Source organism: Sphingobacterium sp. GVS05A (assembly GCF_019969845.1).
In the GTDB taxonomy this organism is placed as follows: Bacteria; Bacteroidota; Bacteroidia; order Sphingobacteriales; family Sphingobacteriaceae; genus Sphingobacterium.
On the sequence record NZ_JAHXYR010000011.1, the window covers coordinates 301,507 to 325,240 of the forward strand.

Sequence of the window (23,734 nt, forward strand, 5' to 3'; positions counted from 1 at the left end):
GCAAATAATTATTTCACGAGCTCGCGAGCTCAGTTTTGTCTCTTATCAGTTTGTCTTTTAAAGGGCATATGCAATGTCTGCATCACAGCGCACTTTTTGATTGTTTTCATTTGTGTTTTGCGACCATAGAGATTTCATATTTTCAAAGTTAATTTTACCGTATATTTTTGCGCTGTTTCCGCTTTTTCCAAAACATACTTATTTTTATAAAGTAAATCTAGTCTCCGAACGATATTGTTTAAGCCAATGCCCCCAGTTGCCTTCGGCTGCGAAAAAACTGGTTTTGAATTCTCACATGTAAAAATAAGTACATCATTATCAAGGCTGAAGACCAAATTGACATACGACGCAGCGTCGCTATCGATATTATGCTTTATGGCATTCTCCACAAAAGGAATAAAAAGCAATGGAGCAACTTCAGCGCTACCCATATTTCCTTGAGTTTGTATGCAGAAATAAAATTCGTCACGACGTATTTTCTCCAGATCCAGATAATCCGTCAGCAAGCCAATATCATCCATTAGATAGACTTTTTCTCTATGGCTATCTTTCCATTGATACCTGAGTAAATCATCCAATTTGGTCAAAATTTCGGCAGCCATTAGGGGTTCATCTTCAATCAATATATTAGCATTATTGATGGTGTTAAAAAGAAAATGAGGATTAATTTGACTTTTCAGAAATTGAAGTTTCGACTCGGTAGTCGATTTTTGCAAATCCTTCTCTCTAAAATGACTTTGCATGAGTGGTTTGAATAACAAAAGCGCGGACATACCCAACATAAATAACAGTATCGCAAAGAAAGACGAAGTGACGCTCAAAAAGATGGCTATTGAATCCGGTTTTTGGTGGCTAACAGCGATGTCATAAAATAAGTCTTGTAAGATGACCATTATGAACATCGAGAAAATCGTAAATAGTAGAACAGCTATTGTATATTGCAAAATCCTCCTATTGGTCATAAAATAAGGAAACAATACATACACGTTGACGTAAACCAACATATTCATAAATAAATAGTAGGTAATCCATCCACAAAAGCGATTAAACGACAAGTTTAAGGTATCCGGTTTATCAAAAAATACACTGATACTGATCAAGAAGATCATAAGCTGTAAAGCGACATGACGATGCAAACGATACTTACGATCGGTCAAAAATGAAATGCCTCTATGGTGCTCCGCTGCTAATTCCATCATTATAAAATCGTATTTGAAGCTGCAAATTACCTGCTTGTGATTTTAACTGATAAACGTGAGAATGCAATTTATCAAACTTATTCTTTACATCAGCTAAGTCGGTGTCGTTTAAATAGTATTTCTCTACAAAAGCACAATCAAAATGCAACGTTTGATCTTTCATTTCCATTTCCATTTGGAGATGAGAGATGGCTTGCTTTTCCACTAAAGTCTGTACCACCACAATCAGTAACAAAGGTGTAATCAAGAGTTGATTGGTTGGCCCTTTTATAACCAGTGAATAGTCGAAATGACGATCAGATATCAACTGATATAAATTCAAAAAATTGGATATAAAATGTATTTCCGACTGAAGAAAGACTTTTTCTCTATCGCAATCGTATAATTGATATCTCAAAAGTTGGCCAAGCTGCATCAAAATAGTTGAAGAGATTTTGGGTTGTATAGGAGCTAAAGCAGATGCTTTTTGTAAAGCTTTGGATAAAAATATGGGAGAAACCTGTCCTTTGAGTTTGTTGACTTCAGATTCCAAAAATTGATTTTCTAATAATAAGATTTGTTCAATTTTTTGATTCCAAGTGCGAAACAGTTCCACTGCTGACATACTCCAAAAGCAGATCATTGTAATCACAGATGAAGACAGGTTGTCTACAAATACAAGTGGATTTAAATAGGATTGTATCCTATGTGCTAATCCTAAAACCACTCGTATTTTGTATTCCAAAAAAACATTGGTAAACAGTAATATAAACACAGAAATGATTAGTAAGATGACGTAAGTGCGGTATTTTTCATTGACTAAAAATCGTGGGATTAAAACAAAATAATTAACATACGTCGCTAAAATATAAGTTGAAAACGATGTCAGGCAAATCCAATAAATCTTATCTCTTAAATAAATGGAATCCTCTTGATAAGCAATAAAAACTTGATTAAAGGTGATTATCCCCAAAATGATAATGAAAAATATATGCCGCCAAAAACGACACTTGGAATCTACTATAAAAAGATAAAATAGACTATACATCATGGTCTTATTACAATTTGTATAAAATTACATTAAAAATCAATTCTGTAAAGCACATTAAAAAGCGAAGTGGCTTGCTTTTTTGTTTCGATATTATGACCATTGAGATTGTAGGCATGTCCATAATATTCTTTTGTGCCAGTTGCATTCAGCAACTTAACAGCGAACTCGTGTGAACGTTTTGATCTGTTCATTCGATAAGTGATCGTATAATTGGCTACAAAAAGCGGATCAAACTGTTTTGCATACGCCTGGCTTTCATCGTATTGCACTTCTCTATCGGTATGCAGTAACGAGGAAGCTTCATCCACTGGCGAATATCGCTGACCTCCTTGTAAGGTTAATTTTAAATTGACACCCAATATATCTCTTTTTTTACTTCTTATTGTCCATTCTTTACCTGCCAATACATTGACAATAAATCGACTGTTATATTTCGTGTTATGCCAAATGCCATCCCCGCCTTTATATTTTGAATCGAAAAGGGATGATGTCAATAAATAATAATAGCCGTTACTCAGATATCTTTCTAAAGTCATATCAATACCGACATTGCGTCCCCTTCCGTTATTCAGCAAAGCATCTTCTACATAAAACAAACTGCGGTTGAGCACTGAGTAAGAACTATCTGCAATGACAGGAACATTGAATAAATACTGAAAATATGGCTCCACTTTCAGATTCATATTTTCATTTATCTTATAGTTGTATGACATTGAAAAATGATGTGTTTTTGTAAAATCTAGATCTTTGTTTAGTAACTGTCCAGTAATTTTATCTTTCACGAAATACACATCAAGCTTCTCTATACGGCTGTGTAATCCATATGCCATAGCAAGTGAAATTTTTGATGAAGATTGCCATTTGAGGGATACCCGAGGTTCAATTGCCAAGCTATTATTTAAAGTCAAGAGCTGAGAATTGATGCCCAAAGTGGCTGTTAGGTTTGTATTCAATTTAAACAATGAACTGCTGTACACAGCGGTCAGATAGGTATTGCCCTTCCCTTGGGATAGCGTCTGTAATGGTTTACCAATGTTAGGAGCCAATTCCAGATGCATATTGTAGCGCATATTTGTCACGGAAAATCCTGTTTTATTGCTATGCCAATCGCTATACATTTTGTCAAACGATGAAGTCAAAATCAGGTTGTTAAAGCGATTGTCCAACTCCAAATGTGGATTAATAATCGCGGAATTATCATAATATTGCTCTTTTGCATCATTTTTTGAAAAAGTGGAAGCTAAAGTGGTGCGCAATAATCCGCCGCCATCAAAATAAAAAAGATGATTGACTCCAGTTGCTGTTGAGGTTTGACGCATTTCGGAGTGTTTACCATCATCACTGTATGTCCAGGCAGATTCATCTTCTTTCTTTGTGCTGAATTTATCGATCAATCCCGTTCCCCAAATTGAAAATACTCCACTTTTTTGGGTAGGAACATTCAGTTTAAAATTCAAATCTTGATAATCCAACAATTGATTCTGTTGATCACCGCCACCCAATTTGTGCATTAATCCAGTCGTCGAATATCTATAATTTATTAAGTATGATGCGTTGTTTTTTGGACTAAAAGGACCTTCCGAGGCAAAATCTAGTCCTAGCAGGCCCAATTGAAAGGTATGCTCGTAATTTTGGTTGTTTCCATTTCTCATTTTCATGTCAAAAACGCCTGAAACGGCATTGTTATATTCGGCAGGAAATGCACTGCTGTAAAAACCAGAAGGCCCTAGGACGTTGGAACTCAAAGATGATAAAATCCCTCCTCCCAAAATCGAAATGTCCGCGAAGTGATTGGGATTTGGAATTTCCACACCTTCCATTCGCCATTGCAACAAGCTGGGAGCATTACCATGCACGGAGATTCCATTATTTCCCATATTAGCTGAAATACCTGCAAAAGAACTTAACAAACGAGCTGGATCTTCCAGCCCACCTGCATACCGACTCGCTTCTTCCATACGCAAAGAGCGAGCTCCTGTCAAAGCCATTTTATTCAACAATTGGTCTTTGTTGTTACGAGGCGTTATAACAACTTCGTCTAATATTGTGGTGGACTGGTGCATTCCGATTTCAAGAAACACTTCTTTGCCAGAATTTAATAGTACTTCTTTAATAAGAATAGGTTCGTAGCCAAATAGTTTAGCTTGAATAGTATATCGACCGACCGGTATATTTTGTATTACGAACTGTCCTTTAACATCAGTTGTTCCCTGAACATTCGAATATTCGATAACAGAAAGTGAAACTGAAGTTAATGGTTTGCCGGACAAATAATCATTGACCACACCTCTTATATTTTGAGTTGTCTGCTGGCTGTAAACTGAAGTAGAAATAAAAAGGCCTAAAAGAATAAGGATCATTTTATTTTTTATCAACGTCAGCATTTTATAAACTAAAAGGAATAGGCTACGAAGTCCCTTCCTCTCACTAAATTCATCTTTCAGTACACTTTCTAATGCGTCCAACACTTTTTCACAATCGTTCGGACTTACTTTTGATCGTTCGGACACTTTTGTCATCATTTCTCTCTTGTTCATTTTCTATTAAGCTGATTGATGCTGTAAAAATAGAATACATGAAAATGGACAAGAGAAATAAGCGACAGAACTACGGTTTTCTGCGACAGAAAGCTGTATAAATAAGGCAAGAAATTCTCACTCTACAACAAGCCTCTGTTAGAAACAAAAAAACTTGCTTTTAACAGAGAGCTAATTTTCATCTAAAGTTCCTTTCTGCTTTTGGATGCCAATGAACGCTATCACTATTTTCTAAAACAGTTCCCGGATGCAGATAATCGGATACCGCTTTTCCATATTGCATCATACCTTGGGATGAGTCCTGAAACACTCAGTAGGATCAGAAGTAAAAAATCAATCAAATTGATCTAAGTCAAGTAAACATTATTTAGATTTCCACACTTTTGTCATAGTAAAATTGAAACATCCTATGGAAAAAAGAGTAAAATTCGACTTCGAGATATTCTTTACGAATGGCGGTAGTATCAAAGGGGAAGATTTCAGATTAGATATATCCGGAGACGATATCGGCGAGAGTGCCCTGGCGGACTACATCGTTGAAGATATGCAGTTGCTAATGGTAGGAAAAGTTAATATCCTTAACAAAGAAATCCTGATTGAGCCCCATAAACGTAAGCCAATTGATGAAAGTGTGGCGAAAGATTCCTTAATAGATTTGAGTCATACAATCGAAGATGGTCTGATAACCTACAAAGGTTTGCCGGCACCTCATATTTGCGACTATCTCTCTAGGGAACAGACAAAACAGAACTATGACGGCGATACATCTTTTCAGATCGGAAAAATAGAGATGGTCACTAACACCGGAACTTATATCGATTGTCCATTTCATCGATTTGCGGATGGCAACGACACAGCCCAAACGGAATTAAAGAGTTTTGCGCAGCTTGACGCAGTAATGATCCATATACCGTTTACAGAAACCCTGAAAATTACGGAAGATCATCTTAAGAATAGAGAAATCAGAAATCGTGCGGTGTTAATACAGACTGGCTGGGATAGGCATTGGAATACGGAGCTCTATTATCAGGACCATCCTTATCTTACCGAGCAGGCGGCAATGTATCTTCGGGACTGTAACGTCAAACTTGTAGGTATTGATTCCCATAATATAGACGACACGGCCGGGAGAACAAGACCTGTTCATACCGTGCTATTAGGTGCCGGGATTTTAATCGTTGAGCATCTCTGCAATTTAAATAAATTGCCAGATCAGAATTTTAAGTTCACCGCCACCCCACCAAAATTTAAAGGTGTTGGGACTTTTCCGGTCAGGGCATTTGCTTCTATTGAAAAGAAATAAATATATTCAAATAATAAATCACTTTCAGCAAGAAACACAATTACATGGGAAATAACGTAGGATTAACAAAAGATGCAGGCTGGCAGTTCGGGATCAGAAAAACTATGCCAGCGAACCTGGAAACACTGTGGAATCTCTTTTTTTCTGACCGGGGATTAGGTTTTTGGTGTGAAGGTGTAGACCAGAATTTTTCGACTTTTAAGGAATATTCACATATCCGAACAAAGTGGAGGCACCGGGACTTCGCAGAAGACACCAATTTACAGATCAGATTTATTCCTTCGAAAAATAAAGATAAAACAACAATTTCATTTCACGTTGATAAATTAAAAAATGAAAGTCAGCGTGAAATGACCAAAGATTATTGGTCAAAAGTGATTGAAGATCTAAAGCTGTTGCAGGAAGACACCGTCTCATCAAGTGTCCTCCGATAGATTCAGTCCTCGATCTGTCGAATTATTTATAATTACTTCTTAAACAGAATGATGCAGGTCCGTTTACGACCTGCATCTCTCGATTCAATTACTTATCATGGTATTATTCTTATCAATCGGGCAAAGTTAATACCCAATCCTAAGTTACTCCTATTGGCTTCTTACCTAAGACAATTAAAGGATGTACGGAATGTCCGACAAATTGACAAAAGATATTGGAGGAATCAATAGAAATCTACCTTGTTATAAATCTTTAAATTATTACAAGATATCTCGTGACAATGGCAGTTTTTGAGTAATTTTAATAACAGACAAACTGAAGTGATGGCTTATAACAATGAACTTGTCAACCGCGTCCGCGAAAGGCTTGCAATAGAAGAAAATATCGAAGTTGAGGAAAAGAAAATGTTTAGTGGATTATCCTTTCTTGTTAATGGGAAAATGTGTATCAATATCGGCCATGACAATCTGATGTGTCGCTATTGCGCAAAACTGGAAGATGAAGTCTCAGAAAAAATAGGCTTCTTGCCTATGATTATGAAAGGAAAGCAACTAAAGGGCTATTGCTATGTAGAACCTATCGGTTTTCAAAAACCCGATGATTTTGAATATTGGATAAAAATATGCCTTGATTATAACCCAATTGCAAGAGCCTCAAAGAAGAAATGAAAAATAAACTTGAGTTAGTATACTTTATACAAGCTGCCAAAGTTCGCGTTACAGTCTCATCCCGCATTTTCCCAATACAATGTTATCTGCAGTTATTTTAGCGGATTTTTGGAAATTTCATTATTAAACTGCAAAAGCTCAACTAATTTCTCAATAATTTCATCCACTACAGAACTAAATAGCTGGTAATCTAGTATTACTAGATGCAGGATTAGGCCTGGATGGAAATAGGAATTTGGTTAACTTGCCGCTAGAACTGAGACCGACAAACGACGAGCGCTAGCATCCTTTATACAATAATTTTCTAGTATCTTAGTAAATAAAAGATGCAAAGAATAGTAAAGCTTAGCACACTTGTTACAGCATTGCTGTTTAATCTCTCCCTGGTCTTTTCGCAGGAAGCAAAAGTTGTTGATGTTAAAAGTACCGTCGAAAACAATAATCTTAAATTAACGGTGTCACCGCCTAAAAGCGGTGTTCCTGAAATCATGCCCGATGTTAAGGCTGATTTCCAAGGAGGTCAATTGGCGTTAAACAACTTTATTGCTAAGAATCTGAAATACCCAAAGCAGGCAATTGAAAATGGTGTCCAGGGTGTTTTGGTGGTACGGCTCAAAGTGGCAAAAGATGGAACTGTGATCTTCGATGAATTTATTAAGCAGCTAGGTTATGGTTGCGAAGCAGAGGCTAAAAGGTTAATCAAAACAATGCCAAAGTGGAATCCTGCTATGCTAAAAGGCAAACCTATTGACTCCAATTATACGATAAAGCTTACATTTAAGTTTGTCGATTGATGACAGCCTCAGCTCCCTTTTAAAAAATTGTGAGGTTCACTGATATAACCAGATGATAAATCGTTATGTATACACCTGTATATCCTATTTATTGGCTATAGCTTGTCTGCAAAATATATCCTTAGAACTGCGTGGGATATTGTTTTCACAAGACAAAACGGGCTGTAAATCTCATAGTCCGAGAAGTTCTGTTTTAATGCAATGAGCCAAATTGGGGATATCTTCAATGGCCTGATCAATCCTTTTTCGGAATAAACTTTCGCCGAGTGTCATTTTCAGATGCTCGTTTAAGTCTCCTGTTAATTCCTCTTGACCAAAACAGACATAAGACGGAACGATAAGGTAATTCAAGGTGTCATATTTGGTAACCATTTCCAAGCAATTTGTTTGAAGGTTTTCTCTGTAATGACGATACAGATCATTATTGGGAATACAGCACTTAGATATAAAATAAAGTTATAGACCGAAAAAAGGTCTATGCCTGCCCTATCGTTTGATATTCATTCTTGGGTATATAGCTCAAAACCTTTACAATATCAACTAATGTCTTGAATTTGTTATCAGTCAGTTCATGTCCGTAGTTTTTTCCTTTGGTAGACTGACCTCTTCCCAAAAAACTGGAGTATTTAAAAGTAGAAAATTCGGTGACGAATTACTAATTTTAAAATGGAGGCAAACCATTAAACGACTTAAAGATGGAATTTACAGAATTATTTAAACTGATCTACGAAAATGATATTGATACATTACAAAAAGCAAGGTCAGAAGGTGTTGATTTCTGCAAAACCGATGGGTATGATCAGAACAATCTACTAATAGCATATGCGGGCTCGGGATATGACAAAAGGTATCAGCCGGAAGATCTGATAGATTTTCTTTTACACTGTGGTATTGACATAAATCATAAGCGGAATAAACGTGGCGGTGAACTTGCAGCTCTGCACATAGCAGTTTCTAAAATGAACTATCGAATTGTAAGCCATTTAATTGATAACGGAGCAGAAATTGATATCCGTGAAATAAATGGGAATACACCTTTATGGATAGCTGTTATGAATTACCGCGGTCAGGAGAATATGATCAAAATAATAAATCTTCTTGTGTCAAAAGGCGCTTCGCTGGATTTAATCAATTATCATGACCGTTCTGTCAGGGATATTATAAATACTATCGGTGGCGGAATCGATGCGGGGCATAACAAAAAGGAATGGGATCTGAGGCACCTGCTAAAATAAACATATCACGATATTTCAACTAAAATACTACCCAAAATAGAAGCAAAAATTGGAAAGAGTGCTTTCTACGCGTAAATAGTATCTATGGAAGATAATTGGGATAAATATGGTCTTTCTCTTTTAAGACTTCTTGTTTTGAAATTTGGTTAATACATATGTGTGTGTGCGAATAGAGTCTAATCTTCTTTGATATTATCCTAGCATTTTCCAAAACCTACGTTACCAGAAATTGCAATTTGTTTTTTACGGCTTCTTTGTTTTGGAAGATTGAAATCCACCTAGGATAATTGAAATTAATATAAGTATAATTCCAATTACTAACAATGGTATCCAAAATATGAAGCAAAATTCTGATAATTTTATAATGAATTTGCTATAATCACCTCTCGAAACAAACATTCCAGCGCCAAATATCAAGATTAGAATTGACGAAAGACATAATGTTATACCAATGAAGAATAATTTTCCACGATTTGCCATTCTATTTCGCATTTTAGCGTTTTCATATTCTTAACTTCCAAAACTTGTTCTTACGAACATTACACTCAGGTTCAAAATTAGTCGCAATCAACGTGAAGCCTATGCTGTCCGCACTTCACGCATTGAAATAAATACCCTACTAAACTACCTTCTTTTGAAAGTGCTGTTCTTATAAACTCTGGGGGATAACCATTGTTTTCTATATCATCGTGCAATTCTTCCAATAGGGGGTTTATCGTGTCAACATCGGCATAGTCGATAAAAGCACAGGGTTCATTACAATGCGTCAGCCATGCTTCTTGCTGCCAAGAGATATAACTTGGTGTTCTGTTTGTGATTTCAAATAATAGTTCCTGAGCTATGTTTGGCTTTGGGTCATTTGGGTCTGGCGAAACATCCTCTATACCACAGTAGTCATTAAACTCACCGTCATATTTTTCCGCGGCCTTTCCGTCGGCTATGCACCATGGACAAATATATTCAGGAGTTTCCCTACTATAAAATGAGCCGGTGTATCGTATCGATCTTTGCTCTTCACATATAGAACATTTGCCTTCTAGATCTTCAAAAACATCAATTTTATAGGCGTTTGGACTGTATTTAAATTTCGGTAGTTCCATTTTATGATCGCTATGATTGTCTGAAAATTATTGCCACAAGCTTAACCTTCTGCTTTTTCCTGATTATATCTCCTTCAAGATACAAAATAGATGTAGAAATTATCGTTATTGAGTTATCACAACGAAAAACAATGTTGAAGCGATGACGGATTTTGAGGATCTAAGTCTCATGCAATATCAGCTATAGGTAGCCCTATTTCCTTAAATGCTTTAGCAGTCTCAAGAGCTTTTTTGCGCTCCCCTTCTGCTAGCCCTTTAGCGCGACCTAAAGCTTCTCCGGATTTCTTGGCCGAATTGAATATGCTTTTAGCATCACGCTTATGTTTTAAACTTGCTTCATATGACATTAGTTCCTCCTCCGTTAATTTACCTATCTCCCCTATCTCAAGGATAAGACCAAATATTCTTTTATCCAAAAATGATGGCAATCTATCCATGGTGCTCAAGTGTTTAAGTAAATACAACCAATCGGGTTATAGAAAATCTTTAAGTTTCAAATAATTAACTAACTGGGACATTACTTCTATGTATACAACAACTAGTCTCTCCCCACTAATTCCTTCACCTCGCTAAAGGTATTATCTACAACCTTATCATTGATGCAATTTTTTAAGTAAATCGCATAATTGCCATAATATGGGATACTGGAACGATTACTACAATTCTTGATATTATTCTTCCTAATTTTAACGCCATCAGTCGAAGAAATAAAGATTGCCGAATTTGCACAGTCGTTGATCGTATTTGCCTGGATAGTTATATTTTGATGTACACCCGCTGGCTTATCAATCCCTCCTATTTCATGTCCTGTCTTAACGGCTATGGCGCCATAACCTGTCAGGGTATCGTCCCATCTGAGGTATTTACCGCAATTATCTATCCTGTTGCCTGTTATAGTGGCCTTTTTCACAGTTGTCGCTTCAAACCAGCGCTCCATATCACAGGAAAGTAAGATCGCCGGACCAGAAATATTCCATATTTTATTATTGCTGATCACAACTTTCTTGGACTGAACTACAAATCCGCGAGCACGGCTGTTTGAAACCATGCAATCCCGTATAATGGTCGATGGTGTACGAGTGTCTTTTGCGGCAAAATCGCCTACATTGACATTCTTTGGGATAGATTTTAATTGATACTGTCCTTTGCCGCGAAACTTGACCTTTGCTTTGCCCTTGGGCAAGCCTGTTTTACCGTCCAAAAATTCGATAATATCATCCTTGAAGGCCCAATCATCTTCGACGGGAGCTTTCGTCCAACCATTGATCAATAAAACCGAGTCAGCACTAATCTTGCCGATATGGCACAAACGACTATGAATATTAATAGCATCATCGCCCAGTCCAACAAATTCACAATGGTCGGCTTTAAACGTACCCGCCATTGAGGCTACATGTATGCCATCCGCACTAACCGACATCAAACGCCCGGAAGTTGGTTTGGGTTTCATACGAATACGCTCCAGCGTAATATCCCCGGAGCGATGACGACTATCGGCTAGATCTGATACGTACATCGCAAATGCAGGCCATTGCCAGATGGTGATATCGCGTATTGTTAATGTGTTGACACCTAAAAAACTAAAGCAGGGATTGCCCGTAATCTTTAGTCTCAGATTGATAAGTTCGCCTTTGCGGAGTTTATGAGCTTCATCATTATAAATTTTCAGACGTAAGGTACTTAGCTTTTCGATGTGTGGCCAATTTCCATTCTTAAGATCACAATGTGTGGAAATATGATAATTGGGTGTTCCATCGGCATTATAGCTGAGCTGATGCATGATCTTGAGCTCAGCTAAACGATCCGCATATTCAGAAAACTCAGGTAAAAGATCTATTTCATAGAATGACCCGTCCGGACTGTCACCACTGCCCACGACTGTGCCATTGATACTTACGGGCCGATCGACATCAATAAAAAGGTTACGTATAATAAGATCTTTGCAGTCGCTGACTTCCAATAAACTAGTCCAGCTGACATTGGAACTGAACGGATCGAAGCCGGTGGCCATAAGCGTGGATGTATTGGTATCGCTGCCCCCATAGATCTCAATATCCTTTTTACCCGACAGTCTCAAAGACGCAGAAAAAGTATAGATGCCTGTCGGAAAATATATTTTATCGCCATCTTGGAGACGATCCAAAATCAACTGTAAAGCCTGACGGTCGTCTATCCCGTCATCCGGTAGCACTCCAAAATGCGTAACATTGATAATTTTTGCACTTAAATCTGTCCAACCTAACAGTAATTGAATCAGTATTCCAAGCCTGAAAAAGGTTAATCGTGTCATAAAAAACGATTTATAAGATCAATACTATAATATAGATTCTAAAAGATTCCTGACTTCGGTCGCCCATATCCCATAAGCTTCTTGGTTGATATGAGTGCCATCAGTAGTGTACTTAGCCTTGAGACCTTTCGATGAACTAAGTTTGGCATTTAAATCTAAATAGTAAACTCCTTGGCTTTGACAATAGGTCCTCAAGTAGCTATTTAAGCTGTCGACCTGGATCTTACTCTCCGGATTATCCTGTTGATAAATAATGGACTGCACGACTGGGATAATCTTATGCTCTTGCAGTCCCTCGATGAGCGAACGGTAATTATTCTTGGTACGATCCAAAGGGATCCCCACGCCAATGTCATTGATTCCGCCTTCGAGAAAACATAAACTTGGCTTTAAATCAATAACGTTTTCCTTTAACAGCCAGACTAGATGTGAGGTGGTAAAGCCAGGGAAACCGCTATTTTTGACGTCGCTACGTCCTAATAATGTTGCCCAATCCCCCCCTTTGGTAATCGAATCACCAAACATAACGATCGTTATCTTTTCATCATGTTGATCAGAAATCCATTTAAAGCCTGTTAGAATCCCGGCCAGCAAAACTGAGCAAAGGAATAACAGGAGCGCCTTTGGAGTACACTTCCTATTCATAATTTCTATTTTTAATTCTATGGTTAATCATTATTTAAACCGCTGTACTTTTAAGCGTCGTACCTCATCGGTCGTGCTGAACTCGGAGTTTTTAGCTTCAACTTTCCAATAAATATTTCCTTGTTCGCCCGATTTAAAATGCATTGTATTCATCAGTGAATCCAGAACAAAGTGAGTCAAAAAATATTTTTCACCTACTCCGGCAGATATCACTTTTCTTTCAGTGGTCAGTGCGGGATCTACAGCAAGAAGAAGATTGTAATCTATATAGGGTCTTTTTGAAAAATACTCGAATCCGACCAGCATACTTGGATTATTCTTATCCAATATAACCAGTGAATCTGCCACCGGTTTGAGCAATACAGTCGGCTGAAACCCGACCTCATAAAATTCATTATCGTTTTTGCAGGAAAAAAACAGATTGATGCTAAGGAAAACGAAACTGATATATATATTATTTTTCATAATGGCTAACTTAAATTTAGTTCATGATACAACGTACATTGTAGTGAAAATTACCTCCGCCTGCGCTGCTCCTTGATTGTGTATTGATATCCGGATTACCGGGATCATTGTAAATAATCACCGCTGATGCTTCACCAGTGCGGTCTGATGAAAGTGTTTCCCAAGAATATTGATATCCTTTTAAAGCAGGTGATGAGGTCCAGAATCCGCACATTGTACCTGGGTCGGTGAGAAATGAAAGTCCTTCATTCCAATAAAATCCCGAGGGCACAATATTGAATTTGACCTCATCTGTAATTGACCCATTTTGAATCCAGAACTGTGGATTTTTGACTTTATTGCCTGAGTGTGGTCCGAGGTAATTGATGACTTCTTTCCACTCCGCAAATGCAGGAACATGCCAGCCATCTGGACAAATGCCTTGAATATTTTTGCCTGCCAGGGTTTTCTCCCGTGCGATGGCTTCATCACGGACAACAGTGCCCCATGAATAAAATCCACCTGCAATATTCCGAATAGCAGCTGGACTGTCTTCAGGTGCTAGTTTTCGAGGTAGCGGAAAGGCTGTACCGTCTGCATATACTGTTGCCCTAAGGTTCTCCGACATCATAGTAACAAGCTTGCCGCCCGGTAAAACAAATTGCAACGCCTTGTAGTGTTCTTGATCCCGAGGGTCTACAAAGCTGGATACTGAGACCAAAGCATCAAAATAGCGCCATACGCTCTCAACCTTTCCCTCGTTTCGCTGTTCTAACTTCCAAAAAAAACGGCCTGAATTTTTAAATGATGGATTTAGTTTTTTCAGATCATCCAAAAACTCCTGATTGGAGATTTTGTAGCTGGCTTGGGCCCCAACTTCGTAACGGATTGGATTGTCAAAATTCTCGTCAACGTCCAACATCAACGTGTAGGTAGCTCCCTCTCGCTGTACCCAGCTAAACTCCTGCATGGTCTCATTGTCAAAATAATCAATTTTAAGCTGCGTGCTATTCATCGGTAGTAACTGTTGTACCCATGTAGGGTTGACATACTCGATCTTTTCCCTACAGGAAATGAATGACAAGAGTATGAAAAAATAGATGGATTGTACCTTCATTCGTTTCGGTTTTATGGTAAGTGAACGATTAATATCCTGAGTTCTGTTTTATATTCGGGTTAGCATTCAGTTCTTCATTCGGTATAGGCCACAGATAATCTCTGTTAGGATTAAAAGACCTACGGTCAACGACAATAGGGATATATTGCCAATTAGTTGTAATATTGCCATCCGAATACCACGAGAGCTTGGACTTATCATAACCCAATGCATCAACCATAACGGCTTTAGCTATTTTCCAACGTCTAATATCAAACCATCGCCTGCCCTCCCCAAAAAACTCTACACGCCGCTCATTATGGATCACCTCCGTCATAACGGCTTGGGAAATATTGGGCATGGCCTGAGATACCTTTACCATTCCGACACGGGATCTAACTCTGTCGAGCAGTTCGTAAACTTGAGCAGAAGGACCATGGAGCTGGTTTTCCGCTTCAGCCCACGCGAGCAATACTTCTGCATAACGCATCACAATTCGGTCCGTTGTCTCATTGGTCAATGTTTTGAGATAGGGGTCAACAAATTTACGGACAGTAAAGGAGGTGGCAACATCCCAGTTGGCCGGTACGTAATGTGCCTGATACCAACCTTGGCCATCTAATCTAAACTCCGAACCAGGGACGACGATAGATAGCTGAAGCCGCGGATCACGATTGTCAAAAGGGCGGTCTTTATTATAACTAGGGTCGCCTGCAATAAATGCACCATCAGCTGTACGGATGTCACGGATTGGATATCCATTCGTGGTATAATAACTATCAACCATCTGCAACGTCGGCGCAAAGTTATTCCAATTGCCAAAGATTTTAGAGACATCGCTGCTCTGTAGGTCTTTGGCGTAGTTGATCTTAAAGATAATCTCGGGGTTATCTTTTTGCTCAATACCGGCTGGCTGAAAAAGCTCAAAGTAATTAGGATACAGCTGATAACCCAGTTTTTGGATCTGCTGGGCCAGGGAAATGACAAGCTCGGGCTTGTTCATCCATTCGGCCACCCGAAGTTTCAACATCAAAGCCGTGCCTTTGGATGCACGCTCTCCTCCTAACGCGACCGGAAGCTGGTCTATGGCATAATCAAGATCTTTGTTTATAAACGATAGTACCGCATCCAATTTGCCCCGTTCGGGATTGTTTAAAACGGTCTGTTCGTCCAAAATGGGTACCTCGCCATAAAAACAGACCAGGTCAAAATAGTAGTACGCCCTTAAAAAACGTGCTTCAGCACTGATTTTGGCCTTGTCCGAATTAGCGATCGCATCTGCGCCAGCGAGCCCTTTGAGCAATGAATTTGCACGTGAGATACCTCTAAAGTTATATTTCCATTTGACCAATGTAAAATCACTGTCACCCGTCTGCGTTCCGGACGCAAATTGTGGCGCAGGATCCCAGGAATGCGAATTGAAGGAATTATCACTCATATTGTCGTAGACATAAGGAACCATCCTATCCGGACTGTCATAGTACAATTGATTGTATACTCCGTTTAATAGCGTGTTAGCTTGCTCCGCTCCGGTCAGGAAGCTTTCGGGAGTTACTTTGTCTTCGGGAACCGTATCCAGATAACTTTGGCAGGAAGCGAATAGCATTCCTGAAATAATAAGTGTATAAAGCAATAGTTTTGAGTTCATGTCGATTAGTTTAGAATGTCAAATTCACGCCAACGGTGTAGGTTTTCACTTGCGGATAGTTTCCAATCCTTGTCCCTTCTCTTGGATTGCCAGAAGCTTCCGGGTCAAAACCTTTATAATTTGTCAATGTCAGCAGATTTTGTCCGCTTATAAAAAATCTACAGCCTTGGATCGAACGCCTACGAAGTGCCTGATCAGCCAGGTTGTAACTAAATTCTATGTTTTTGACCCGAATGTATGAGAGGTCTTCTACGAAATAACTGGACTTCAGGTTGCTGCGCTGATTGTCAAAATAAACACGCTGATAGGTATTATTGGGTTGCTCAGGTGTCCACCTGTCCATAAGCCAACTAGCCCCATTATACCCGCCATTAAAAAATGGTGTAACGAGCTGTCCTGCACTCCATCCTCTGCCCCCCTGTGTACCCTCCAAAAGAGTACGCAGCTCAAAAGCCTTGTATTGAACATTAAGGTCTGCAGAAAATATATAATCTGGAGAGGTGTGCCCCAAAACCACCTTATCCTTATCATTTATAATACGATCGCCATTCTGATCCTTCAGCCTAACATCTCCGGGTTGAGCCCGCAGGCCTGCGTATGAATTTAATAAGGAATACCCATCCTCGTCGAAGGTCCGGAGGTGCTGCTGAATCTCACTTTCACTCTGATATATACCTTCGGTATCGTATCCAAATAACGAAGTGGACTCTACGCCTTCTTTTAATATTGCACCGTCGAAAATAATTGGACTCATTCCCTTTAGGTCAGTTACGCGATTTCTATTGTGAGCGACGGCAACATTGGCCTTGAAGAGCCATTCATTGGCTTTCTTGTGATATCCCAATGTCAGCTCAAGTCCTCTATTGCGCATTTTACCAGCATTCTGGAAGGGAACATCTGTAAATCCAAATGTACTGGAAATAGGCAGCTGTAGTAGGATAGCACTAGTATTTTTGATGTAGTAATCGGCTGTTAGACTAAAATCCTTAAAAATCTGTAGGTCAATACCGATATTAGTCTGAGTAGTCTGTTCCCAGGTAAGCCCCTTATTGGCTATGACCGAAACGGCAGCACCTACGTTGTCCAAATTGTTAAAAATATAGTTGTTCTGCCTTCCTCCTAATGCTAATATATCTGCACCAGCATAAGCATTGCCAATATTTTGGTTACCGAGTATCCCCCAGGATCCCCTTATCTTTAAATCCTGAACGAAGGTAATATCCTTGAAAAAACGCTCTTGGGATAGACGCCATCCCGCAGAAAAAGAAGGGAATGTACCCCATTTGTGGCCTCGTGCAAATTTGGAGGCGCCATCGTGCCGCAAGTTGCCCTCAAATAGATATTTACCCTTATAATCGTAATTTAACCTTCCGAAAAATCCAACTGAGGTTTCCTTGCTTCCCCAATCACTATTTTTGGCAGAGGAAGGGTCTCCCACACTAAAGTAAGGCAGATTGGCGGATAGTCGCCTGATTGATGTCTGGAAATAATTGCCTTTCCATTGAAATTGCTGAAAACCCGCCAAAGCTTTAAAATGATGATCTTTTGCTAAGTCATAAGCATAATTGAGGTTTGCCCAGCTGGAAATAGTACCATATTTATTTGAGCTTTTGCTAATGGAAGATTCCCTGGAATTGTTTTTCCCTATGATGCTGGTACCGTCGGCTGCTCTAGTAACGAGAAATAGATCTACATTGGGCGCATAAGATAGCTGACGGTCGTTGTTGGTCACATAGCTCAGCGCACTTTCAAAAGTAAGGCGCGGCGTAAGATTAATGGTCAAATTGGCGATTGTATTCAAATTGCTATTGTCAAAGGTCTGCCCTCCCCCTGCTTCTTTAATTGCATCGCTATAGAACCAGTCGGTCCATCCGTACCCTTCTATCTTGGGAACTACGAGCGGCGCCATTTGGGTGATTCGGGCAATCGTTGCTCCGGCTCCTTCAATGAGATCTTTGGTCTTGCCAATATAGCCCGAAACGGTAAGTCCAAGCTGCGCTTTATTGTTCAAAAATGAATGCTGAGTATTGAATCGGAAATTATACTTATCATAATTTGTACCCTCGACAATTCCTTTTTGGTTGAGGTATCCTCCAGAAATAGCATACACAATATTTTCCTTGCCACCACTTAGCTGTAGATAGTGATTTTGCTGTAATGCAGGCTTAAAATAGAAATCGGCCCAATTGTAATCTCTATAGCGTACTGGGTCTGTAATATCTTTATAATGGCTAATATATTCTTGATCATACTGAGGCCGGAAACCTGAATTTACTTTCGCTTCATTCAGTAGCGTCAGATAATCATAGGAATTTAACAATTTTGGATATCGCGTCACTTGTTGAACTGCGGCATATCCATCATATTTTATTTTCAGTTTTCCTTCCTGCCCCCTTTTTGTCGTAATCAAAATAACACCATTAGCCGCTTTATTGCCATATATAGATGCCGATGCAGCGTCTTTTAACACGGATATGGAGGCGATATCTTTGGGATCTACATCATTAATTGCTGCTTCAAACCCGTCTATTACGACCAAAGGTGATGCATTGTTCAATGTACCGATCCCGCGAATCGTTAGGGTACCGCCATCAGCACCTGGCTGTCCTGAATTTTGGGTAACCTGCAGTCCGGCCACTTTTCCAGCTAATGCCATAGAAGCATTTGTGATAGGACGGCTTTCTATATCAGCCATTGAAACAGATGTGACTGCCCCTGTGAGATTTACTTTCTTTTGCTTTCCAAATCCTACGACAACAACATCCTGTAGTCCGAAACTGTCTTCCTCAAGTTTTATCATCAGTTCGCCCACGCCAGGCTCGACCTTAACAACGGTTTGCTTATAGCCCAAAAAGGAAATTTGCAAGGCCTGGCCGGAACCGACTTTTATATTAAATCTTCCCTCACTATCGGTCTTGGTGCCGATCTGCATTCCCACAATCTTGATATTAGCGCCAGCGAGTGGATTTCCCTTTTGATCAAGGACACGTCCGCTACGAATTTCCTGGTTGCCATGTCGATCAACAGAAACTGCTTTTGCTCTCCAGGCCGCATGAACAACTGGTGGCTCTAATAGAAAAACAAAAAGAAAATAGAGCATATTACGGTTTAAATTTTTTCGGTTCATCTCTTTCTAAAATTTGGTTATTGGTTATCTTATGCAACAAAACAAGGTGTGATCTGTAACATCGTCCCGAAAATAAGGAGTTATTCCAACTAAAAAAGATAATATGGTTTAAATATGGATGAATTTAATTTTTCATCATTTTTTTTGAGATACTGAACGATATTACAATTAAATAAACGATATTATATTTTATAATCTATACATAGTTGTTTATTTGATAAATAAACAAAGCCTAAAGAAAATGACTCTAAAAACGTTTTTCATATTTTGTTATCTACTGTTTACTTGTCTATCACTGGACGCACAGCATATCAGAAAATATAATAAGCTGACACAAGAAAATGGCCTTCTTTCAAATCGGGTAACCGCAATCTCCGAAGACCCTATTGGGCGTGTCTGGATAGGAACGATCGATGGCATTAACCTATATGATGGCGCCCACATTATGGGTAATCCAAAGTCGATGAGTGACTCTATTTTTCAACCGGGCAAAATCATCGAAATTAAATCATTCAAACAGGAAATGATCATCGCTGCTGACAATGGCATATATAGCTATGATTTCACTACCAATAAATATAGGCTATTGATCAAAACCGAATTGCATAATACGTCGAAAGCCCTAGCCTTGACAATGGATGGCGTAGTGATACTGTGCAATAATACTTTATATAAATGGGCTGAACAAAAAATTATTACATTAAATAGAAATGTATATTTTAATAGGATTCAGGCGGATAATCAAGGTAACCTATGGGGAGCTACCTTTACTACGGTTGCCAAATGTGACAAAAAGGGAAATGTTTTAGCCAGTTTTAATTTTGCTGAAAGCTACGACAGGGATGTGCTAATCACCTCGCTATATTGTGATAGTAAAAACCTGATCTGGGCGGGAACCAAAAGACATGGTATCCTGCGCTTCGATCCCATCCAAAATAAATTTAAGGCGCAGCTACCACAACCCGCACAGATCCAAAATGTATGTAGTATTGCCGAAGACGCAGCGGGCAGACTTTGGATAGGACATAACAAAGGTGTGGCTGTATTTGATTATATCAACCAGTATACAGAATATCGGATGTTAATAGAGAACTTTGACAATGAACTTAATTCTACAGTCTGCGCAATCTACAAAAGTAAGTTTGATGATATGATATTGGGGACTTATTTTAATGGAGCATTCTGTCTCTCGAAAAATGATTCATGGTTAGATTTTTTACACGTCACCAATCCCGGAAGAGCCCGTGGAATCGTGATCAACAATATACTCATGTCATCTAAAAAACTGCTTTGGGTAGCAACCAACGCCATCGGGATAAATGTATACAATGGACAATCACAGGTAATAAAAAGGTTTAATCAGGAAAAAAGCAAAATCAGTGATAATATCATATCACTAGAAGAAGATGCTCAGGGAAGTATTTGGGCGGGGTCTGAATCAAACGGTTTATACTGTTTAGCTGATCAGGGAAGCAAAATTAAGCATTATCAATATGATAAGAACATCGCATCATCTTTACCGAATAATAGAATATTCTCCATCCGAAACTTCAACCAGGATTTTCTACTTGTTGGGACAGATGGTTTTGTAAGCATATATGACCGTCATAAAGATAATTTTACAACTCTACTTAAAACGACCTCGACGATCAATGACATCATGGTAAACAATAATCTGATATGGATTTGCTGCCTCGATGAGATCGTATGTTATGATTGGAGCAAAAAGACAACTAAAATATATAAGAAAGAGCTGAATAAGGGAAATAGGATACAATTTCTTTCGATGCTCCTTGATGGAGAAAATGTCCTTTTAGGAACAAAGCAAAACTACCTTTATTTTATTGACAGAAATGGTCACCTACTTCCTTATCCCGGTCGAGGAAAAATCAATGTTCAAATACATGGTATCAAGAAAGACAACTTGAAGCGGTACTGGCTATCAACAACAAATGGCTTGTACTGTGTTGATACCGACCGGACCATTAAAAATTTTAATGTCAGCTGGGGTTTAAACACGTCCTGGTTTAACGAACGTTCCGCCTACTATTACAGTGACACCTTATATTTTGGGTCTGTTGACGGAATATGTTTTTTTAAGGCTCCTCAGCTCGACCCGCTTCCAATACATAAACCTTTACTCTACTTTTCTGACTTTAAAATATTTAATATCAGCCAACTTAGAAATAAAAAGTATTTTGAAAAAGGCATTGATCATACGAATGAAATCGTGCTCCCTTATGATCAAAATATGATTTCTATTGAGGTGAACCAAGTGAATTTCGATCCGCAAAGCCGCGAAAACTATCGCATATTTTATACTTTAAAAGACATTGACAAGCGTTGGTATGAACTTTCGAAAGCTTCAGGAACAATAACTTTTACTTCCTTAAAATCAAAAAATTACGAACTCCATATTAAGTTAGTAGATCTGAACAATAATATCATTGCGACAAAAAAAATGCTGATCAAAATCAAACCCCATTTCCTGTTGAGCAATATTATGCTGTGGGTATATGGGGCACTGGTGATTGTGGCCCTCATCCTATTTAGAAAGTTCTTAAAAAGACGGCATTTGAAAATCTTGAAGATAAAACTGGCTGAAGTAGAAACGTCTAAATTAGAGGAACTGAACAAAAGTAAGCTTGATTTTTTCACCTACATGTCCCATGAACTTAAGACTCCCTTAGCCATTATTATGGCGATACAGGAAGACCTTTTTTCCAATCATAAGATTGAAAACATCAAGGAATATGAAATCTCCCAAAAAAATATCAAACGGCTTACGTTCCTGATAAGTCAATTAATGGAATTTAGAGAAATTGAAAGCAGTAATCTGCCATTAAATACCATTAATGGAGACCTCGTCACCTTTTGTCAAAATATCTTTTCGATGTTTGCACCTTTATTCGACCGTAAAAACATTGAATATCGATTTGAAAACCCATCAACAGAAGTAAATGTCGACCTCGACTTTGACAAACTGGAAAAAATAATCAGCAACCTGCTGAGCAATGCGTTTAAAAACTGTGAGGTGGGTGGCCAGATAGTTCTTGCACTATGCGTTTCAAAAGATACCAATGAAGTTGTTATTTATGTAAGCAATACGGGCAGTTATATACCACAGGACCAGATTGAAAAAATATTTGAACCTTATTTCAGACAAAAGTCAAGCGGCAATTATTATGACAATAATGGCATTGGTCTAGCTTTGGTTGTAGGGCTCACAAAGCGTATAAACGCACAGATTGATGTAAATAGCAGCATTGAAACTGGAACACGATTTACACTTACTATACCGGTGGATAATTTTGCATCCGAGCTTCCGGATGACCCGGATCTCGAACTACATGCGACAATGGAGCTCATTGACGACGTGATTTATACCGATAACAGTCAACTAAGATTTGATGTTCCGCCGGAAAGCAATACGCATAAAATTCTTCTGGTGGAAGATCACACTGATCTGGCAGAATTATTTAAAAATAAATTACTGGAATCCTACCATGTCATCATCGCTCACAATGGACAAGAAGCTTTAGAATACATTAGGAATAATCCGATCGACATGGTGATCAGCGATATTATGATGCCTATCATGGATGGATATGAATTATGCAAACATTTGAAAAGTAACCCGAAGACCAAACATATTCCAATAATCTTAATGACTTCTTATGATACGATTGCCAATAAAATCAAAAGCTATGAATTAGCCGCAAATGGCTATATCAATAAACCCTTCAGCATGCAGGAGCTACTGGCTAAAATGGGTAGTTTATTAAAAAATAAAGCTACGCTACGCCATTACTACAGTCAGGCAGAGCCTTTACGAATTAAAGAAGAAGCAAACTCACAAGAGGAAACTTTTATTTTAAAAGTTCAGGAGATTATCGTTAGAAATATTGCGGAGAATAATTTTTCAGTCCATCAACTAGCGCAAGAAATGCGTATCAGTAGAACCCAGTTGTATCTATTGCTAAAAAAAATAACAGATCTCACTCCTACTGATTTCATTATTAAAGTCAAACTTGATTATGCTAAAACCTTATTAAAAGACCCGTCTTTTAGCATTTCTGAAATTGCATATAAGTTAGGCTATTCCAATGCAAACTATTTTAGCAAGCAGTTTAAGGATTTCTTTGGTATAACGCCAAGCCACTATAGAAAGGCTAAATAGTCA

General features: G+C 38.5%; 18 protein-coding genes. 6 read left to right on the forward strand and 12 right to left on the reverse strand.

Features of this window, described 5'->3' with window-relative positions; all coding sequences use genetic code 11:
- Nucleotides 1-134: 134 nt before the first annotated feature.
- The 3 genes from LC454_RS24505 to LC454_RS24515 form a co-directional block, all read right to left on the reverse strand.
- Nucleotides 135-1,199, reverse strand: coding sequence for a sensor histidine kinase (locus LC454_RS24505; RefSeq protein ID WP_223585074.1), 1,065 nt, complete (start codon nt 1,197-1,199; stop codon nt 135-137).
- Complete coding sequence (locus tag LC454_RS24510; RefSeq protein ID WP_223585075.1) at nt 1,171-1,803, reverse strand: histidine kinase; 633 nt, start codon at nt 1,801-1,803, stop codon at nt 1,171-1,173. The genes LC454_RS24505 and LC454_RS24510 overlap by 29 nt, the downstream gene beginning before the upstream one ends.
- A gap of 455 nt (nt 1,804-2,258) precedes the next feature.
- A complete protein-coding gene (locus LC454_RS24515; protein ID WP_223585076.1) occupies nt 2,259-4,766 on the reverse strand; it encodes a carboxypeptidase-like regulatory domain-containing protein in 2,508 nt (835 codons plus the stop codon).
- Nucleotides 4,767-5,175: 409 nt separating this feature from the next.
- Between LC454_RS24515 and LC454_RS24520 the strand changes: the two genes are divergently transcribed.
- The 4 genes from LC454_RS24520 to LC454_RS24535 all read left to right on the forward strand — a co-directional run bounded on the left by LC454_RS24520 (nt 5,176) and on the right by LC454_RS24535 (nt 7,966).
- Nucleotides 5,176-6,069 carry a cyclase family protein gene (locus LC454_RS24520; RefSeq protein WP_223585077.1) on the forward strand — a complete coding sequence of 298 codons (894 nt, stop codon included), beginning with the start codon at nt 5,176-5,178 and terminating at the stop codon, nt 6,067-6,069.
- 44 nt (nt 6,070-6,113) lie between these two features.
- Complete coding sequence (locus LC454_RS24525) at nt 6,114-6,503, forward strand: SRPBCC domain-containing protein (RefSeq protein WP_223585078.1); 390 nt, start codon at nt 6,114-6,116, stop codon at nt 6,501-6,503.
- Nucleotides 6,504-6,827: 324 nt separating this feature from the next.
- Nucleotides 6,828-7,172: a TfoX/Sxy family protein gene (locus LC454_RS24530; RefSeq protein WP_223585079.1), complete on the forward strand. Its 345-nt coding sequence runs from the start codon at nt 6,828-6,830 to the stop codon at nt 7,170-7,172.
- A gap of 326 nt (nt 7,173-7,498) precedes the next feature.
- Nucleotides 7,499-7,966, forward strand: coding sequence for an energy transducer TonB (locus LC454_RS24535; protein WP_223585080.1), 468 nt, complete (start codon nt 7,499-7,501; stop codon nt 7,964-7,966).
- A gap of 171 nt (nt 7,967-8,137) precedes the next feature.
- On the opposite strand, the gene LC454_RS24540 is transcribed toward LC454_RS24535, so the two are convergent.
- Complete coding sequence (locus LC454_RS24540) at nt 8,138-8,338, reverse strand: hypothetical protein (RefSeq protein ID WP_223585081.1); 201 nt, start codon at nt 8,336-8,338, stop codon at nt 8,138-8,140.
- 323 nt (nt 8,339-8,661) lie between these two features.
- Here LC454_RS24540 and LC454_RS24545 point away from each other — a divergent pair, with 323 nt between their 5' ends.
- Nucleotides 8,662-9,201 carry an ankyrin repeat domain-containing protein gene (locus tag LC454_RS24545; RefSeq protein ID WP_223585082.1) on the forward strand — a complete coding sequence of 180 codons (540 nt, stop codon included), beginning with the start codon at nt 8,662-8,664 and terminating at the stop codon, nt 9,199-9,201.
- Nucleotides 9,202-9,758: 557 nt separating this feature from the next.
- Here the strand turns inward: LC454_RS24545 and LC454_RS24550 are convergent.
- The 8 genes from LC454_RS24550 to LC454_RS24585 form a co-directional block, all read right to left on the reverse strand.
- Nucleotides 9,759-10,301 carry a CbrC family protein gene (locus LC454_RS24550; RefSeq protein WP_223585083.1) on the reverse strand — a complete coding sequence of 181 codons (543 nt, stop codon included), beginning with the start codon at nt 10,299-10,301 and terminating at the stop codon, nt 9,759-9,761.
- Between the two features lie 167 nt (nt 10,302-10,468).
- Nucleotides 10,469-10,765: an Rpn family recombination-promoting nuclease/putative transposase gene (locus tag LC454_RS24555; RefSeq protein WP_223585084.1), complete on the reverse strand. Its 297-nt coding sequence runs from the start codon at nt 10,763-10,765 to the stop codon at nt 10,469-10,471.
- Between the two features lie 74 nt (nt 10,766-10,839).
- On the reverse strand, nt 10,840-12,591 hold the full coding sequence (locus LC454_RS24560) for a right-handed parallel beta-helix repeat-containing protein (protein ID WP_223585085.1): 1,752 nt from the start codon (nt 12,589-12,591) through the stop codon (nt 10,840-10,842).
- Between the two features lie 24 nt (nt 12,592-12,615).
- Complete coding sequence (locus LC454_RS24565) at nt 12,616-13,236, reverse strand: GDSL-type esterase/lipase family protein (protein ID WP_223585086.1); 621 nt, start codon at nt 13,234-13,236, stop codon at nt 12,616-12,618.
- Between the two features lie 30 nt (nt 13,237-13,266).
- A complete protein-coding gene (locus tag LC454_RS24570) occupies nt 13,267-13,701 on the reverse strand; it encodes a hypothetical protein (RefSeq protein WP_223585087.1) in 435 nt (144 codons plus the stop codon).
- 16 nt (nt 13,702-13,717) lie between these two features.
- On the reverse strand, nt 13,718-14,797 hold the full coding sequence (locus LC454_RS24575; RefSeq protein ID WP_223585088.1) for a fibrobacter succinogenes major paralogous domain-containing protein: 1,080 nt from the start codon (nt 14,795-14,797) through the stop codon (nt 13,718-13,720).
- Nucleotides 14,798-14,825: 28 nt separating this feature from the next.
- Complete coding sequence (locus tag LC454_RS24580; RefSeq protein WP_223585089.1) at nt 14,826-16,424, reverse strand: RagB/SusD family nutrient uptake outer membrane protein; 1,599 nt, start codon at nt 16,422-16,424, stop codon at nt 14,826-14,828.
- A 10-nt stretch (nt 16,425-16,434) separates the two neighbouring features.
- On the reverse strand, nt 16,435-19,551 hold the full coding sequence (locus LC454_RS24585; RefSeq protein WP_223585090.1) for a SusC/RagA family TonB-linked outer membrane protein: 3,117 nt from the start codon (nt 19,549-19,551) through the stop codon (nt 16,435-16,437).
- 241 nt (nt 19,552-19,792) lie between these two features.
- Here LC454_RS24585 and LC454_RS24590 point away from each other — a divergent pair, with 241 nt between their 5' ends.
- Nucleotides 19,793-23,731 (forward strand): response regulator, encoded by a 3,939-nt coding sequence (locus LC454_RS24590; protein WP_223585091.1) that lies wholly within the window; start codon nt 19,793-19,795, stop codon nt 23,729-23,731.
- Nucleotides 23,732-23,734 lie beyond the last annotated feature (3 nt).